The following is a 16323-nucleotide window of genomic DNA, read 5'->3' on the forward strand; positions in this document are numbered from 1 at the left end:
TCGGCGGTTGCCCGTTCCGCGGCGAGACGCTCGGCCACCGCCTTCGCACGCGCTTCGCGATCGGCACCCCAAGCCGTCTCGCGCTCGATCGACTCGCGCTCCGCTTCGAGTGCCGCGATGGTTTCGCGCGCATGTTCCAGCGCCGGCGGGGTGGCATGGTGACTCGCGGCGACACGGGCGCAAACGGTATCGATGAGGCTGACCGCCTTATCCGGCAATTGCCGATCGGCGATATAGCGGGCGCTCAGCGAGACGGCCGCATGCAGCGCTTCGTCGAGCACGAGCACGCCGTGATGCGCTTCCATCGCCGGCACGAGGCCGCGTAACATCGCGAGCGCCTTCGGCGCATCGGGCTCGCGTATGACGACGGGCTGAAAACGACGAACGAGCGCCGGGTCCTTTTCGATATACCGCTTGTATTCGGCCCAGGTGGTCGCCGCAATCGTGCGCAGCGTACCGCGCGCGAGCGCCGGCTTGAGCAGATTCGCCGCGTCGCCGGTGCCGGCGGTGCCGCCCGCGCCGATCAGCGTATGCGCCTCATCGATGAATAAAATGACGGGCGGCCGAGCTTGCTGCGCCTCTTCGATCACCTGTCTCAAGCGCTGCTCGAACTCGCCCTTCATGCTCGCGCCGGCTTGCAACAGCCCGACATCGAGCGCGCGCAGGCTCACGCCTCGCAAGGGCGGCGGCACGCTGCCCGACACGATGCGCTGGGCGAGCCCTTCGACAATCGCCGTCTTGCCGACACCCGCCTCCCCCGTGAGGATCGGGTTGTTCTGACGCCGCCGCAGCAAGATGTCGATGATCTGACGGACTTCGTCGCTGCGCCCGACGATCGGGTCGAGCTTGCCTTCGCGCGCAAACGCGGTGAAATCGACGGTGTAGCGCGCGAGCGCCTGCTGCTTGCCCATCGGCGCGGGCGCGATCGCACTGCTCGCCTCCCCGGGCACCGCGTCGATGCGCGTACCCGCTGCGCTGCCAGAGGCTTCCGGCGACTCCCGCAGGAGGGCGTCGAATTCGCCAGTCAACGCCTCGCAATCGATGCGTTTGAATTCCGGCGAAATGCCGACGAGATCGCGATGGAGCGACGGCGTCTTGAGCAATCCCACGAGCAGATGCCCCGTGCGCACTTCGTCGGCGCCAAACAGCAGCGACGCGTAGACCCAGGCGCGCTCGACCGCTTCCTCGACACGCGGCGACAGATCGATGACACCATCGGCACCGCGCGGGAACGCGTCGAGTGCTTCGGTGAGATCGCGCGCCAGCGCCGCCCTGCCAAGACCGAAGCGGCGCACGATCCGATGCAGATCGGAGTCCTGGTCTTGCAGAATCTGGTGCAGCCAGTGCGCGAGTTCGACATTAGGATTGCCGCGCAGCTTGCAAAAGACGGTGCCGCTCTCGATCGTGCGATAGGCCAGCGTGCCAAGCTTGCCGAAAAGCGCCACCCGACGAATTTCTGCCATTACGAATCCCCTCAATGTGAGCACGGCGTTGCAACGTCGCCGCGAAAGTGCAGCGACGGCGAACCGCCGCGCGACGCGGAACGCGACCGGCCAAGCCAGGTCTCGCGCGCAAGACGTGTGTTTCGCGCAAGACGCATGGGTACCGGCACATCGGCGTTCAAGCGGATCTCGACATCCCAGTCGAGCATGCCGCCGGTATAAAGACGAACCCATTCGACGAGTTCGGCGAACTGGGGCGTGCCCGGCTCCAGCGCCCGGCGCGTCGCATCGTCGACGGGACCCATGACGATGCGCACCCCATGCTGACGGTCCCAGATACGGCGTCCGAGCAGATGTCCCCGTCCGAGCGAGACCGCGGCTCGCGACCCCAATGGCGCCAACGCCTCATCGGGCAATGCGACCCACCGGCCCGCGAACTGCACGATCGAAACGGGTACGCCGAAGTACGTGGCGAGCAATGTCGCGAGCCCGCTCGCATGCCGCGTCCGCCCGGTCAGCAAGCCCCCGAAGTAAAGCAACGCCCGGGCGTCGAGACGCGTGCCGTCGCGCCGCGTCGCGCGGCCGAACCCGGCAAGGCTTCCGACGCTGCGCGCGAACGCGTCGTCGTCCGGACGATCGAGTGCAATCACGGGTTCGCTCGCCACGCGGGCCCGATAAAGCAGGCTCAGCATCCGATGATGAAAGACGTCGAGAAATGCGGTCCATGTCGCATCGCCGGCGCGCAACCAGCGCTCTCGAACGTACTCGGTAAAGTGCAGCGGCATGGGTCCTTGCGGACCGAGCAATCCCGTGTTGACTGCCACACGCGGAACGCCGCCCGCGGGGGACACGCCCGCTCCGGTGATTTCCTTGCCGCGAAACGCGAGATCGGCGTTCTGACTGAGCCTCAGCGGTTCGTCGGCCACGCGCAGTGCGCGACCGATACGCGGCTTGTCGCGGTAGGCCGCCTCGATGAGGCGCAGCGCCGCGATGAATTCGAAGCGCGCCGCGGCGGCGCCGATGCGGCGCATCGTCGTCAGAGGATCGCGCATTGTCCGACTCTCGGCACCCATCGCATCACTTCGCCGCGGCCGGCCGTGCGCACGACCGTCTCGGTGAAATGGTTGATCGACACATAAAAGGCGAAGAACGCCTGCAACACCGCGCCGAAGAGAAAACCGCCCTCATAGGCAAACGGCGAATCGGCGAACTCGACCGCGATCTCGAGACCGCGGCCGAAGGCGGTCGGCCCGGCTATCGGTAGACGGCGCGTCACGGGCCGCGCACTCAGGCGCTCGATCGACATGATCTGGCGCTTCGCAACGTCATCGTCTTGCCTGCAATGCAGGCTCAGCAGATCGCGCAGTGCGCGCGCCCTTGCCTGCGCCGCCGAGCGGTCGTTGTCGAAGCCGAGGTTCTCGGTCAACGGGAGGTAGTTGGCCGATAGTCCATCGACGAGACGCCAAACCACATCGTCGTTTTGCGCGAGCGCGCCGCGCGGTTCGCTCGGCCCAGCGATGCAACGCACGGACTCGACCGGCATGGGCTCGCCACACACGAAATCGGTCGCCCCCGCACCCACGCGCATGCGCAACGGCAGGTCCCGGTTCGTGCACAGTGCGTTTACCCCGAGCTGATGCAAGTCGATCGGCAGGTGTTGCTCCGCGCCGTCGACGAGCGCGATGTAGACTTCGCTGCCGACATAGCGCGAACGAGTCCCGAGCCGGCGCTCCTGCTCCGATGGCAGCCGCGTTTCGCGCCGCACCTGGTAGTACGCGCCGTCGCGCCCCGCTTCGCCGCCGCGCACGCGATAAAGCGGATCGAAGCGCCTCGGCTCCATCGCACCCATGCGATAGCCGTCGACGCCGACGATCGAGTGGATTTCGAAATCGATCGGTCGCGTGCGATCCGCCACGACGTGATATTCGAACTGCTCGTCGGTCACCCAGATGCGGTCGGTCCTGCGCTCGAAGAGATTGACCGCCGGCGTGCAGTACAGCGCGAACTGCGAGGTATCGATCGTCGATTCGAGCGTCGAGTCGTGCGCATCGAGCAAGAGGACGAGTTCGAACGCCGTCCCGTCGCAACTGCGCAGCGCCTGACGCAGGCCTTGCAGCTCGACGAACAAGAAGCGCTGGGCAAACGCGAAGTACTCCTGCAACAAGCGGAAACCCGAAAACGATTGAGGGGCATTCGGCAGCAGCGCCTGTTCGTCGGACAAACCCGTCGGGACCACGCAATTCGCCGGCAACACCGCGCAAGGTACCGACGAGCCGACCGGCACGACATACGCGCCGACGACATGGCCCGTCAATTGCTCGTAGATGCGCACGGCTGCGTTGTCGCTTCCGCGCAAATAGATCGGCAGGGTATCCAGGGGCAACGCGCTCACCGCGTCCACGCCATGTGCTTGAAACCGCAGATGCAGTGCCGCGCGCGGCCGCGGCGATCGGGCCCCGGAGACGTGGCCAAGCGCCCCGCTGTCGGGCGCATAACGCGCGTGGACGAGCTCGAGGGGCCACAGCGTCAGTTCGTGTGCGCTCCGATATTCGCATCGCGTCGTGTCGTGCTTGTCGAGCTGTCCGACGAGCGGTGTGTGCCGCGGCACGCGAACCCCGCGGGCGAGACTCGGGTGCGAAAAGTCGGGCGCGAATTGCGCGACGACCATCGACGGAATTGGCGCGAGATACTGCGGAAACAACACTTCCATCAAATGCTGCGCGAAGCGGGGATACTGCGCATCGAGCCGCATCTGCACCCTGGCCGCCAGGAAGCTGAAGCCTTCGAGCAGACGCTCGACATAGGGGTCGGCACACTCGAAGCGCTCGAGGCCGAGCCGTGCGGCGACCTTCGGAAACGCCTGCGCAAACTCGGCGCCCATCTCGCGCAGATGCGCGAGCTCCTGGCTGTAGTACTTGAGCAGGACGGGATTCATCGCGCGCTCGATCCGTCGAGTCCGCGCACGCTGACATCGCCGTCCTCGACATCGAGTTCGGTGCGGAAATAAAGGCGCTCAGGATAGGGCTGCATCCAAAGGTCGCCCTCGATCAGGAAGGCCATTGCGCTCGGACGCGTGCGCTCCTCGTCAGGCAATGCGCGAACGCGTACGCTATCGCTGACGATTCTCGGCTCGAACGAACGAATCGCCTCGGCGATCCAATCCGATATCTCGTTCGAGTCGAGATTCGACAGCGCCTTGCCTGTGAAATCAGGCAAGCCATAGTTCAACACGGTGCGACCCATCGCCGAGCAGCCATCGCCACGCTTGGGCTCGTAGCCAGGGAGTCTCGTTGCGTTGAGGAGATTGGATAAATCGCGGAGCACGCCGCGGCGCAATTGCTTTGCCGAAACCACGCGCCGCTCGCGAGCCTCGAACGGGTTCGACGGTGCATCGTCGGTCAGCCGGTCCAGCAGTGCCGGCTGCAGACGGTCCTTCGCTGTGAGTTCGGCCATGAGTGACAAGGTCCATGAGGTGGAAGGCCGCGGCCCGCGGGAGCCGCGGCAAGACAATGCGGGACCGCCAGCCGAAGCCGGCGGCGCAGACGTTGCTAAATCAGAGCTTCGTCTTCTTCGTGGTGCGGTTGTAGTCGAACGGAATTGCGGCCCCGAGCGTACCCTTGTCGGTCTGCTGCGGACGGTAGTCGATATGCATCGTCTCGAAGACGAGCGACACGTTCTCGATCATTTCATCCGTCGAGCCATCGCTTCCCGTGGTGTAGGTCGCAACGAAGACGTTCGTCAGGTCCACCGTCAGGAATACTTCCGGCGCTTCCGCACCGGTCGATTTGCGCATCTCGAGCTTGGCCGTCTTGAAGTGCGAGCCGGTGGTCAAGTACTTCATGATGATCGGCGAACCCGCACAGAACTGCTTCTGGAAGTTGATGCCGCTCACCTGCGCCGTACTTGCCGACAAACCGCCATCGGACCGGTCCTGGGGATAATTGCTCATCCCCCAGTTCCAGTTCATGACGTTGAGCGCGGCCTTCTCTTCGCCGGACTCGCCCTTGATCCCGTCCAGCAGGATCGTGATACCGTTATCTGCCATCTTTCAACTCCTTGAGGTCTTTCGACCATACTGAATTCCCGCGAACCTCAGGCTCGCGGGTGCTTATCGAGGCCTTCCCGGCGCGATGCGCCGGCCTCGTCAAGCCCCTCCCTCGACAGAAGGCAGCTTGCTGACCAGCCGCAGCGAGACTGTCAGACCCTCGAGCTGGTAATGCGGACGCAGGAAGAACTTCGCGGTGTAATACCCGGCATTCCCCTCGACCTCGTCGACCACGACACTCGCCTCGGCCAGCGGCCGGCGCGACTTCGTCTCGTTCGACGAGTGCTCGGGGCTGCCGTCCACGTAATGAATCACCCAGTCGGATAACCACCGCTGCATGTCTTCCCGGCTCTTGAACGAGCCGATCTTGTCGCGCACGATGCACTTCAGGTAGTGCGCAAACCGGTTGCAGGCGAACAGGTAAGGCAGCCGTGCGGCAAGGCTCGCATTCGCGGTCGCCACCGGATCGTCGAATTCGGCGGGCTTGTGCAGCGACTGCGCACCGATGAACGCCGCCATGCCCGAGTTCTTCATGTGTACGAGCGGCAGGAAACCCGCCTTCGAGAGCTCGGCTTCGCGACGATCGCTGACGGCGATTTCCGTCGGGCAGGTCGAGGCCATCCCGCCTTCGTCGCTCGGGAAGATGTGAACAGGCAGATCGTCGACGGCGCCGCCCGACTCGATACCGCGAATGCGGGTACACCAGCCGTAGTGCTTGAACGAGCGGTTGATGTTGGCAGCCATCGCATAGGCGGAGTTCGCCCATACGTAGCGGCTGCTGTCGCCGTCGGCCGTGTCTTCCTCGAAATCGAAAGAATCGACGGGGTTCGACTTCGCGCCATACGGCGCTCGCGCCAGAAAACGCGGCAGCGTCAATCCGATGTAGCGGGAATCCTCCGATTCGCGCAGTGCCCGCCATCCGGCGTGCTCCGGCGTCTCGAACAGTTTCGCGATGTCGCGCGGATTGGCGAGCTCTCCCCACGATTCCATCAGCATCACGGAAGGCGCCGCGGCTGCGATGAAAGGCGCGTGCGACGCAGCGCAAATCTTCGCCATCTGGCTCAGCAGGTCGACATCGGGGCCGCTGTTGTCGAAGTAGTAATCGGCCACGATCGCACCGTACGGATGACCGCCGAATTGGCCGTACTCTTGTTCATAAAGCTTCTTGAAGAGCGGGCTCTGATCCCATGCCGAACCCTTGTACTTGCGCAGCGTGCGGTACAGCTCGGTCTTCGATACGTTCATCACGCGGACCTTGAGCTGCTCGTCGCTTTCGGTGTTGCTGACCAGGTAGTGCAACCCGCGCCATGCGCTTTCGACTTTCTGGAAGGCCTCGCAATGCAGAATCTCGTTGATCTGTTCGGTGAGCTTCTTGTCGATCGCTGCCACCAGCGCTTCGACGGTGTTCATCACGTCCGTGGAGACGAGTGCGGTGTCCGCGAGCGCATGTTCGGCCAAGGTCCGCACAGCGTTTTCGATGGCCTCTTGCGCCTTGTCGGTCTTCGGCTTGAACTCCTGCTGCAAAAGCCGGGAGAAGTCGCCGGCCTCGATCGTCTCGGTGACGGTCTGCTGCGAGGCGTTCTGCTCTACAGTACTGACGTCTGTCATGACTGAATTCCTTTAAAAGATTGCGTTCAGGCGGCGGGACTATCGGCCTCGGCCTGTCCCTCGGGCTTGGGCTCGTCGAGCTTGGGCTCATCGGGCTTGGGCTCGTCGGACTTGGCGGCGAGTGCACGCATCAGATCCGGATCGGCAAGCAGCTTGGCCACGAGGTCTTCGGCGCCGACCTTGCCGTCCATGTAACGAAGCAGATTGGCGAGATGGCCTCGCGCCTCGTAGAGCCGGCGCAGCGGCTCGATATTGCGAGCGAGCGCCTCGGGGGAAAAATCGTCGATCGACCCAAACGTCAGATCGATGCCGAGATGGCCCTCGCCCGTCAACGTGTTTGGCACCGTCGCGGCAACACGCGGCTTGATCGCTTTCATGCGCTCGTCGAAGTTGTCGGTATCGAACTCGAGAAACTCGCGCTCGGCGACAGACGGCAAAGGCTCGACCGATTGTCCCGACAGTTCCGCCATGACGCCCATGACGAACGGCAGCGAAACCTTTTTTTCGGCGCCGTTGATTTCGACGTCGTACTCGATTTGCACACGCGGCGGGCGCGTACGTGCAAGAAACTTCTGACTGCTTTCCTTGGCCATTGAATCGATCTCCATAAGAGTGAGTGGACCGGACGAAGCGCAGGCGCTACTGCGACTCGATACCGGCTAAGTGCTTGACTTCGCCCAGACCCGCGGGCGACAGGTCGCTCACGATCTCGATGAAACTCAGATTGACCAGGCGTCGTGCACGCTGCAGCAACAACGGCACCGGGCTGCCAGGCTCGTTTTGCTCGTAATACGCACATAGGCGGTCGAGCATGCGTACGACATCGACCCGATTGACGATGTCGTGCGATGTGGCCGTCGAGGCGGCGCTTTCCGTTTCGTTTGCGTCCGCCACGACGACCGGACGCCCGGGATGACGGACGAGGCGCTCCTGCACCGCTGCGGCGGCGCGGCGCAACAGTTGGTGAAGACGGTTCAGACTGATGGCATGGCTAGGCCCGGCAAACGCGGTCAACAGGGTGTCGATCTTCGCCATGCGCTCGCATGCCGTCGCCAGCATGAGCTGAGTCGCGCTCAACGCGTCGAACGGACACGCTGCGAAAGCAGCCTCGATTTCGGCTGCATCGGCCGGCTTTGCGTCCGGCGGTGCCGCCCATTCGCCGGCGGCAATATCGAGGTCGCGCAGGCTGAACGCCTCATGCATCGACGATTGAACGAGCGGCGCGGTATGAACCTCGCGCACGAGTCCGGCCTGATCGTCGAGCGCGACGAGAATGTTGATGCGTGCGGTCGGATCGTTGCCATCGTCGGAGTCCAACCTCGGGTGAAAGTGGTCCCAATGGCGCGCGAGCAAGCCCTCGATCAGCGCCAGCCCCGCCTCCAGGCCCGCGAATCCCGACAGCGATTGCAAGGCGCGCGTGAGCCATACGGCCAGTCGCAGATCGTGGCTTTGCGAGAACAGCGAAGCGCAACGCGTCTTGACTGCTTTCCAGTCCGGCTCGACGGCCTCGAGATGCATCCGGCCGTACTGGACATCCGGCGAGCCCTCGACGAGACGCGCCAGCTCGACGTATTCAGGCGAATACTCGAGATCGGCACCGCATGGCGCCTCGGAAGAAACATCCGCCAACATTGCATCGATATCGAGCAGGGACATGGTTCTCAACGTACGCATCGGAAGAAAGGGGTGAGCGCGTCGACATGTCGGATGTGCATTGCATGGCGTGTCGCGATCTGTGAGCCATTGTTCTCGGTTTGCTTGGCCCTGCCCTTGCGAAACTTCTCAAAATGAACCGCGCTCACGCGACGCGATGGCCAGGAAAGTTCGTACACGCCCTAACGCCAGGAGGGCAGCGCCCATGCGGGATTGGCTTCAACGCGGAATCCATCCCGTCTGATATCTCGCAACAGGCGTTGCAGTTCGGGCTGGCTCGCAGCGACACGGTGCTCGGCGCGGCGAAACCCGCTCGCGGCATGCGGAATGAAGAAGATCAACGGATAGTCGATTTCGCCGAGCGCGAAGCCGCCGTAGTCGCCATGCATGACGACATCGTTACCCGGTCGGCATACCGCGTTGAGCCTTCGCCGAATGCGGTCGACGGCAAAGGAGATGTTGCCCAGATGCGGATCGCCCATCGCCGCCGCGATGCGTTGACGCTCCGCATCGTTCGCGAACACGAGCGCCGCTTGATGCGCCAGTTGTCTTACGGCACCACCGATCTTCGGCGACACGAATGTCGCCCGAGGCATGGGACGGTCGTTCACGCCGGGGCTCGCGAGACTCGCGTGCGGAAAGACGCACCAGAGGTCGTAGTCGCCGCAGACGGCGTCCCTGTCGCGCACAGCGCGGCCGGCGGCGCGTGGATTCGTCAGCCCGTAAAGCGGCTCGCAGCCTTTCGCCGCGAGCGCGTCGAGCGCCGTGCGTCCGACCGGCAGATCTTTGGCAAGACGCGCCCGCGCAAGCGCGGGGGGTAGCGGAGCATCGGGCCGATACCAGACGCTCCACTTCGCGGTGCCTTCCGTTGGGACAAGAAAAAAGGAACGCGTATCGCCCGCGCCGCCCTGTCGCGCGGTGACCTCGACGAGCGACGCGCTTGCAGCCGATGCAGCGCCCGAGACCGAACGCTCGATCACCCCTCTTGCGAACAATGTCGAAAGCCGCGAAGCCGAGATGACGAGCGGCACGGCGCCCACGCCGGCCGCCACGGCCTGGAGGACGGCTGCCTCCTGCTTCGCGAGGGACTGCGACGCCTTCGTGAAACGCGGATCGAGCGCGACAAAACCCGCCATCGGTCCCCAGTCGCACGTCTTCGCCTTGATGTGAAAGCCCTTCGCCGCATAGCCCTCCATCATCAAATCGGTGCACAGCGGGTTCAACTCGCGAGACGCAATGACCATGCGCAACTCGATGCTGACCTGCTTGAACGACTCGACGTGCCGAGGGTGAAATCCCGCGGTCGCATCGTATTCCGGAAATAGACTCATTGCCTTCCCCATTCGATTTATCGAAGTCAAGGGAAAGCATTGGAAATCAGACCGAATTACCTTTCGACGCGATTATTCTGGAAGTGAGCGTGTTTCTCACACGCGTTGCAGATAGCGATCCTCGAGCGCCGCGGCGCGCCGGGCCGCGGTTCGACTGGCCAGCAGGCGAGCCAGCGCCTCGTCGTCGCCCGCAAGAGCGAGCGACGCCACGAGTTGACGCGGGTAATGGAACCCTGCCTCCTCGAGCACCCGGTCAGTGAAATAGACGGCTGCGCCGCGATTGAGGTCGGCTTCGCCAGTCGTCAGCAGTTCGAAGCCGCCCAGCGCGCGAACCACCTCATAGGTCAACTGGCGCTCGAATTCAACATTGCACAGACCGCTATCGCTCAGATACCGCAGGTCGTCGTCATCCAAATAGATCCGACGTTGCACCGCGCCGGGCTCGTTGCGTGACGCGCCTTGAAGCACCGCATCGGCCGGCGCACGACTATCGAGCATGATTTTCCACTGCAGCAGCTGGCCCTCGGCGTCCGTGCGCGGCGCATGCGCGAGCAGGTGGCGAAACGTCTCGCTCTCGCAATAGAGCCGGCGATAGAAGTCCGACAAGACCTGCGCATCGGCTCGAAGTACCTCGTTGGCGCCCCCTGGGCTCGTCACGAAGACAAAGCGCTTCTCGAACTGCGCTTCGAAGTCGTGCCATGAGAGGAAGACGTCGTCTTCCTCCGCCGGCATCGCGTCCACGATCGCCTTGGCCTCGCGCACGGTCGCACGTGAAAGCAGCGGCGTTTCGCCGATGCGTGCGTCGTCCGACACGGGCCCACGTCCCGCATCGACGATCGGATCCAGATACGCGTCCTCCGCCTGCGCGGCATGCAGGGCCGCATCGCGATGAGCCTCGAACGCTGCGAGTTGTTCCGGGTCGGGCGAAAGATCGGTAACTGGACTCATGATCTGCTCCGGGATTCGATAACCGGCTTCGCTCAAGATCTTGTCCGTCAGGTACACCGGTGAACCACGATTGAGCAGGCCCACGGCCGGCACCGGATCGGCCTCGCCGGTGAAGGCATGGATCATTTCGCGCAGATAGGCCTGCTCGAGCGTCCACGGTTCGCGCCCGTTTGGCGATTCATACCTCATAGCGAGGATGTCGCTGTCGTTCGGCATGAAAATTCGCTTGCCGGTGAAATCCGCATAAACCTTCCTCGGGGACCCGAGGGGGTTCGCCTCGCCCACGACGATCGTCCATTTTTTCCAGTCCGGTCCCGCGTCGTTGCGCGCACTTGCCTGTTCGTCGTCGAAGCGATTCGCGAGTCGTCGAAACGTCGGGCTCTTCCGAAAGAGCGCTTCGTAAAACGCATCGACGTCGAACGCTCGCTCCGCACCCGCCCGCGATTCGATCTCGAAGTTTTCGGAGAGAATCCGCTTGAAATCGCGCAGCTCGATATCGTTGGCACGTGCCAGCGCCCGCTCGACCTTCTGCACCGTGATACGCGTTTGCGGATTCGCGACGGCCGCATCGGATCGCGCATTCAGGCCGGTGTCCAAATCGGTGTAGTACCGCTCGGTGACGGGATCCCGCTCGATCACGCGTCGATCCCGCGTGCGCCGCCCCGTGTGCCAATCGATTTCGTAGGCGAGCCCATCCTTGCTGAGGATCGGCACGATCTGGTCCTCGTCGGCAAGGTGCACGATATCGAGCTCGCGCCACCGTACATGGCGCTCGCCCGCGCGCACGCGTTGCGCGAGTTCGCCATAGGCGGCGGGAATATTGCTGTCGCGCAGGCCGATATCGACATGGTCCGCGGCGGCTCTGGCCACGGACGGATGCACCGTGAGTTCCATTATCGATCCATCCGTGCGAGCAACCGCACGCCCCAGCCTCGTGACGACAGGATGGCTTGCCCGGCCAGCGCCGGCGTGGCCGCCCGCGCCTGTCGTGAGGTCGAACAGATCGACGCCCAGAAAGACGAGGCCGAGCGCCGCTTGAGCGGCATCCTTGTGACGCACGCCCTCCTCGATGTTGTAGAGCGAGCCCGCGACCGGCACGGTGTTGATCCACGTCTCGAAGCCTCGCACGGCCGCGCGGTGCTGCTCCGTTTCGGCCGCAAGCGTGCTCGCGATCCGTGCGGCCTCCTGCTCGACGGCACCGGCTGTGAGCGGCTCGGCACGCTCCCAGAGCTTTTCCTTGGCGCGCGCGACGACCCAGGTGTGTGACGGCAGTGCGGCGTTGAACTTGTCCTCGGCCGCTTGCAACGCATCGCGCGGCACGAGCTGAACGTCGCCCGGCAGCGACATTCGCGAACCCACGAGACCGCTCCAGTCGGCGCGATCGAGGAACTCGTCGATGCGGTTGCCGAACGCTGTTTTCGCGATGTTGGGGTTGTCGCCGCCGATCGTATAGCGACGCTCGTCTTCGATTTCGTCGTCGGCCAATCCGGCGCCGCGCAGGATGACGCGGGCCGCTTCTGCGCGCTCGAGGGAGGGCGGCGTGCCGAAAACCGCAAGCAGGCGCTCGTTGCCGTATTCAGTCAGCGCCTGCGTGCGCGCGGTCCAGTCGCCCACGACGATCCGCTGTGCGCCCAGCGCGCCATCGGCTGTCACTTTCCGCGCGAAGTCTCCGACGGGTCCGTCGTTGTCGGCCGCCTCCCGCAGCGCACCGATCAGCGACTCGATTGCCGCCGTGGCGGCGGCGTCGCCCTGCTCGTCCCATGCTTTGCCCTGCCTGGCGAACTTGGAGAGGTGGGCGTTGATCCATTCCATCGGTACTTCGTTGCGGCGTGCCAGTTCCTCGGCCGCCCACGCCTCGACGCAATTGCGATAGAGCAGCACGAAGTTGGCCGCGTCGGAGACGACGATGTCGTTGCTACGGGCGAGATGAGCCGCGAAAAGCAACCGGGGATGAGTCGGATAAAAGGGTGCGGCGGTCCACTCGTCCTCTATCTGCTGGAATGCCTTCAAAAGCGTCGCTGCGTCGTCGAGCTTCGGCGGAACCGGCTGGCCGCGGTAGCGCTGAATACGCTCGACGGCAGTCGCCATCGAGTGCTGGGCGGTACCGAACGGATAGAAGACGCTCTCGCCGATTTGTTCGAACTTGCGCTCGAGCAGGCTGCGCTTCTGTTGAGGGCTCAGCAGCATGAAGACCGGGTCCGCACTGACATCCGCCGAATCGAGCAGGCTCTCGAACGACATGCGCTGTCCATTGCGCAGCGCGAATCCATCGAAAAAGGGCGTAGTGCGTCCAACTGTGGTCGGCACGGGTAACAACAACGCCAGCGCTCGTTGTCCGGCGTGGTCTTCCCGAAGTGCTTTCGCAAACGCACTGCGCAACTCGTCGATTGCCGGCGAGGCCGCCGTGCTCGCCATCGACGCATCGTCATGCAAGCGCCGATAAAGCACGGCGGCCGCGTCGAGTATCGCCTCGTCCGCGAGCTTGCGCGAGCCGGGCCGCGCATCGAAATCGAGCGGTATCCACGTATGGAAATGGCGCGCGACACCTTGCAGCAGATCACTTGGGCGATCGGCATACAGAGCGGCCTTGGCCGGGTCGATCCACTGCCGCAGCGATGCGTCGATGCGGGCCACCTTGGCATAGGGATCGAACTCGCTGACGCCCCGCGTCGTCGACGCGACTTGGGCATGGGCCGCCCCGGCCGCCTCGGTCTCGATCGCGCGGCGCAGCCGCTGCTCGCGTACGCCATCGGCCAGAACCGGACGGGCGCCTTCGGCACGCGGCTCGTCGCGCGCATCGACAGGCTCGTGCGCTTCATTCGGTTCGGCGAGCGCGCCGGAATCGGACACAGTGGATGAATGCGACAGGTGCGACAACACATCAACCGAAAACGACATCGGGGTTTCCCACTCCATATAGACGATCAACCTCTTACGCGCCGCGCCTCGAAGGCCCCGGCCAGTGCTTCCATCGCGCGCCGCGCGCGCGGCAACGTGAGATCGATGAACTTCGGGTCGGCAAGCGCGAGGGCCTTTTCCGCGGCATGAAGCGCGGCAAGCGCCTCTTCGTCGCAGGTAAAAAACGACGCGGTGCCCTTGATTCGGTGCAGCCGCTGCGATGCGCTCGAGTACGCTCGTTCGTCGAGCATGCGCTCGAACTCGGACATATCGGTGCGCAGTAATGCTCGGGCCCGCTCGATCAGGCTCGCGAATTCGGCGTTGCCGTAAAGCGCCTCGAGCTGCGTCCATCCGAGCGTGTCGGAATCACCCTCGCATGCCCGCATCGGTGCGCTCCCTCCATTTCTCGAAGACGGCGGCGAGTTTTTGCCGAGTGATCGGTTTGGACAGATAGTCGTCCATGCCCGCGTCGTGGCAGGCTCGCCGGTCGTCAGGCGTTGCGTTCGCGCTGATGGCGACGATCGTCGTACGGCGGTTCGGATTCGCCGCGTCGTCGATTTCGGCCTCGAGTCCTCTGATGCGCCGGGCCAGCGTATAGCCGTCCATTCCCGGCATATGGCAATCGAGCAGCACGAAGCGCGGACGCCACCGCGTCCATAGCGCGTGTCCTTCGAAGCCATCCGACGCTCCCTGTGCGGCAATGCCGAGCGCGGCAAGCTGGCGCACGATGATCTCGCGATTGATCTCGTTGTCCTCAACCACCAGGACACCGGCTTCCGCCCAATCTTTAAGCGGTGACGGCACGGCCGTTGGCAGCGGTGCGGACGAGGCCTCTGTGTCACCGCCTGAGCGCGATGCGGCTGCTTGCAACGCGCCACTCAGCTCGTCGATCGAACGCAGGTGGCGCGTTTCGCCCCCCTCGATGCCAATTGCGAACGCGCCGGCCGTATCGAGCGCGACATCGGCATCCACGGGACCGTCTTGGGCGCTCACACGACGCACGTCGAGTTTTGCGAGCGCCGCCCGCGCGGCGACCGCCATTGCCGGGACGGGCACGCGCATTCTCACGCGTACCTGATCGAGCCGCGGCCAGTGCCGCACGAGCGCCCCCCATCGCAGCGGCACGCGTACATCCACGCGCGTACCGGCCCCAGACACACTACACACGTCGATCGTGCCGTTCATCGCGTCGACGAGCTTCTTCACGATCGACAAGCCGAGGCCCGTGCCCCCATAGCGCCGCGTCGTCGATCGGTCTTGCTGAGTGAACGGCACGAACAGGTGCGGCCGGTAGGCCTCGGCGATGCCGCAGCCGGTATCGCTCACCACGAACTGCAGCAAGCTTCGCCCGCGCTCGACGCGGTGCCGCACCTCGAGTACCACCGAACCATGAGTCGTGAACCGAATCGCATTGCTGAGCAGATTGGTGAGGATCTGGTTCAAGCGGGCCTCGTCGCCGATCACGAGACGATCGAAATGCGGCATCGCCGCGAGATAAAGCGGCAAACCCTTGCTGGCCGCAAGCGGTGCATGTAGTTCGATCGAAGTCGCGACGAGGCGATGAACGTCGAACGGGGCCGCTTCGAGCGAAAGCGCGCCCTGCTCCATTTTCAGGTAGTCGAGCGTATCGTCGATCACACGCAACGTCAGGCGCCCCGAACGCTGTGCCACATCCAGATAGCGGCGCTGCTCCGGCGCGAGCGGCGTCGTCTCGAGAAGATCCAGCACGCCGATGATCCCGTTCATCGGCGTGCGAATCTCGTGGCTCATCATCGCGACGAACGCGGACTTCGCCCGATCGGCCGCCTGCGCCCGCTCGCGCGATTCGACGGCTTCGTGCCGAGCCGCCTCCGCGATACGCCGGGCCGCACGCATGCGGCAATAGCCCAACAGCAGGAGGGTCAGCGCGACGATCACCAGCACCGCCGAGATGATTGCGATGCCGATGACGATCCGCTTGTCATACCCGACGAGCAGTACCGCGCCGGGGCCTTGCCACTCGCCCTGGTCGTCGACGAGGTCGTAAGGCCGGTTGAGGCGTTCGACACCGACACGGATGAAGGGGTGCGCGGCAATCCGATGCCGTTCGCTTTTGGTCAGTGCGAACTTGGCGCTGTCGTCGAGTACGCTCGCACCGTGCCGATAGGCCGTGTCCACGAGGCGTGGGCCATTCGCCGCTTCGGGAGCTTGCACGCCGGCCACCGCGCCATGCGAGACCGCGAATACAGTGAGTAGAGTGAGAACAGCGAGGAGGCAGATCCAAGCGCGACGCATCGTGCGACGCAATTCATCGAAGACCGAGCTCATGCGTTGGGTCCGCGCTCAAGCGCGGAATTTCTCTTTGAGATAGAGCGCGAGACTGAGATCGTCGGCGACTTGCAGCTTGCGCATGGCGCTG

General features: G+C 64.2%; 12 protein-coding genes. All 12 read right to left on the reverse strand.

The annotated features are described in order from the left end of the window. The coding region (locus VGL01_RS16230; RefSeq protein ID WP_331571058.1) for an AAA family ATPase at positions 1 to 1463 on the reverse strand (1463 nt) is incomplete at its 3' end. An 11-nt stretch (positions 1464 to 1474) separates the two neighbouring features. Further along, positions 1475 to 2494, reverse strand: coding sequence for a type VI secretion system baseplate subunit TssG (gene tssG / locus VGL01_RS16235; protein ID WP_331571060.1), 1020 nt, complete (start codon positions 2492 to 2494; stop codon positions 1475 to 1477). Continuing rightward, entirely contained in the window at positions 2479 to 4377 is a 1899-nt protein-coding gene (tssF, locus tag VGL01_RS16240) for a type VI secretion system baseplate subunit TssF (RefSeq protein ID WP_331571062.1), read from the reverse strand. The genes tssG and tssF overlap by 16 nt, the downstream gene beginning before the upstream one ends. Further along, positions 4374 to 4895: a type VI secretion system baseplate subunit TssE gene (tssE, locus tag VGL01_RS16245; protein ID WP_331571064.1), complete on the reverse strand. Its 522-nt coding sequence runs from the start codon at positions 4893 to 4895 to the stop codon at positions 4374 to 4376. Before tssE ends, tssF begins: the two co-directional genes overlap by 4 nt. Before the next feature lie 100 nt (positions 4896 to 4995). Continuing rightward, positions 4996 to 5487, reverse strand: a complete 492-nt coding sequence (locus VGL01_RS16250; protein ID WP_331571066.1) for a type VI secretion system tube protein Hcp — start codon at positions 5485 to 5487, stop codon at positions 4996 to 4998. A 99-nt stretch (positions 5488 to 5586) separates the two neighbouring features. Continuing rightward, entirely contained in the window at positions 5587 to 7095 is a 1509-nt protein-coding gene (gene tssC, locus VGL01_RS16255) for a type VI secretion system contractile sheath large subunit (protein WP_331571068.1), read from the reverse strand. Positions 7096 to 7121: 26 nt separating this feature from the next. Then, entirely contained in the window at positions 7122 to 7688 is a 567-nt protein-coding gene (gene tssB, locus VGL01_RS16260) for a type VI secretion system contractile sheath small subunit (RefSeq protein ID WP_331571070.1), read from the reverse strand. Between the two features lie 46 nt (positions 7689 to 7734). Next, complete coding sequence (tssA, locus tag VGL01_RS16265; RefSeq protein WP_331571082.1) at positions 7735 to 8751, reverse strand: type VI secretion system protein TssA; 1017 nt, start codon at positions 8749 to 8751, stop codon at positions 7735 to 7737. A 179-nt stretch (positions 8752 to 8930) separates the two neighbouring features. Further along, on the reverse strand, positions 8931 to 10079 hold the full coding sequence (locus VGL01_RS16270) for an anthrax toxin-like adenylyl cyclase domain-containing protein (RefSeq protein WP_331571072.1): 1149 nt from the start codon (positions 10077 to 10079) through the stop codon (positions 8931 to 8933). 96 nt (positions 10080 to 10175) lie between these two features. Then, positions 10176 to 13925 carry a hypothetical protein gene (locus tag VGL01_RS16275; RefSeq protein WP_331571074.1) on the reverse strand — a complete coding sequence of 1250 codons (3750 nt, stop codon included), beginning with the start codon at positions 13923 to 13925 and terminating at the stop codon, positions 10176 to 10178. A gap of 26 nt (positions 13926 to 13951) precedes the next feature. Continuing rightward, positions 13952 to 14311, reverse strand: coding sequence for a hypothetical protein (locus tag VGL01_RS16280; RefSeq protein ID WP_331571078.1), 360 nt, complete (start codon positions 14309 to 14311; stop codon positions 13952 to 13954). Beyond that, a complete protein-coding gene (locus VGL01_RS16285) occupies positions 14292 to 16232 on the reverse strand; it encodes an ATP-binding protein (RefSeq protein WP_331571080.1) in 1941 nt (646 codons plus the stop codon). Before VGL01_RS16285 ends, VGL01_RS16280 begins: the two co-directional genes overlap by 20 nt. Between the last annotated feature and the right edge of the window lie 91 nt (positions 16233 to 16323).

Origin of the sequence: Trinickia sp., assembly GCF_036503415.1 — a bacterium.
GTDB lineage: Bacteria > Pseudomonadota > Gammaproteobacteria > Burkholderiales > Burkholderiaceae > Trinickia.

Bases quoted from the DNA above. Each gene is read 5' to 3' on its own strand.
- tssG (WP_331571060.1), bottom strand. From the start codon at position 2,494: ATGCGCGATCCTCTGACGACGATGCGCCGCATCGGCGCCGCCGCGGCG.
- tssF (WP_331571062.1), bottom strand. From the start codon at position 4,377: ATGAATCCCGTCCTGCTCAAGTACTACAGCCAGGAGCTCGCGCATCTG.
- tssE (WP_331571064.1), bottom strand. From the start codon at position 4,895: ATGGCCGAACTCACAGCGAAGGACCGTCTGCAGCCGGCACTGCTGGAC.
- VGL01_RS16250 (WP_331571066.1), bottom strand. From the start codon at position 5,487: ATGGCAGATAACGGTATCACGATCCTGCTGGACGGGATCAAGGGCGAG.
- tssC (WP_331571068.1), bottom strand. From the start codon at position 7,095: ATGACAGACGTCAGTACTGTAGAGCAGAACGCCTCGCAGCAGACCGTC.
- tssB (WP_331571070.1), bottom strand. From the start codon at position 7,688: ATGGCCAAGGAAAGCAGTCAGAAGTTTCTTGCACGTACGCGCCCGCCG.
- tssA (WP_331571082.1), bottom strand. From the start codon at position 8,751: ATGTCCCTGCTCGATATCGATGCAATGTTGGCGGATGTTTCTTCCGAG.
- VGL01_RS16270 (WP_331571072.1), bottom strand. From the start codon at position 10,079: ATGAGTCTATTTCCGGAATACGATGCGACCGCGGGATTTCACCCTCGG.
- VGL01_RS16275 (WP_331571074.1), bottom strand. From the start codon at position 13,925: ATGTCGTTTTCGGTTGATGTGTTGTCGCACCTGTCGCATTCATCCACT.
- VGL01_RS16280 (WP_331571078.1), bottom strand. From the start codon at position 14,311: ATGCGGGCATGCGAGGGTGATTCCGACACGCTCGGATGGACGCAGCTC.
- VGL01_RS16285 (WP_331571080.1), bottom strand. From the start codon at position 16,232: ATGAGCTCGGTCTTCGATGAATTGCGTCGCACGATGCGTCGCGCTTGG.